This window comes from Gilvimarinus sp. 1_MG-2023 (assembly GCF_030548285.1).
In genome coordinates this window covers 1-234 of record NZ_JAUOSC010001782.1, presented here as the reverse complement: position 1 = coordinate 234, position 234 = coordinate 1, and the positions used below count along the sequence as shown (strand labels likewise).

Genomic DNA, 234 nt, shown 5'->3' with positions numbered 1-234 from the left:
AGCCGATGCCATTGAACGTCAGGACTGGCCACACCTTGAAGAAGAGCTGGGTGATTTGTTGTTTCAGGTGATTTTTTACGGGCAGTTAGGGGTTGAAAAACAGTATTTTTCCCTTGCTAGCATTATCGACCGCCTGGTGGCCAAACTGATCCGTCGCCATCCTCATGTGTTTCCTGAAGGGACCCTGGAGAGTGAACGGGAGGCTGGGCTTGCCCCACAGGAAGTGGATATCAG

The 234-nt window shown here is 51.7% G+C and carries 1 protein-coding gene; it reads left to right on the top strand.

Annotation, left to right across the window (positions count from 1 at the left end; all coding sequences use genetic code 11):
• Nucleotides 1–234, top strand: a 234-nt coding sequence (locus tag Q4563_RS22830; RefSeq protein ID WP_303606176.1) for a MazG nucleotide pyrophosphohydrolase domain-containing protein, incomplete at both ends; no start/stop codon positions are given.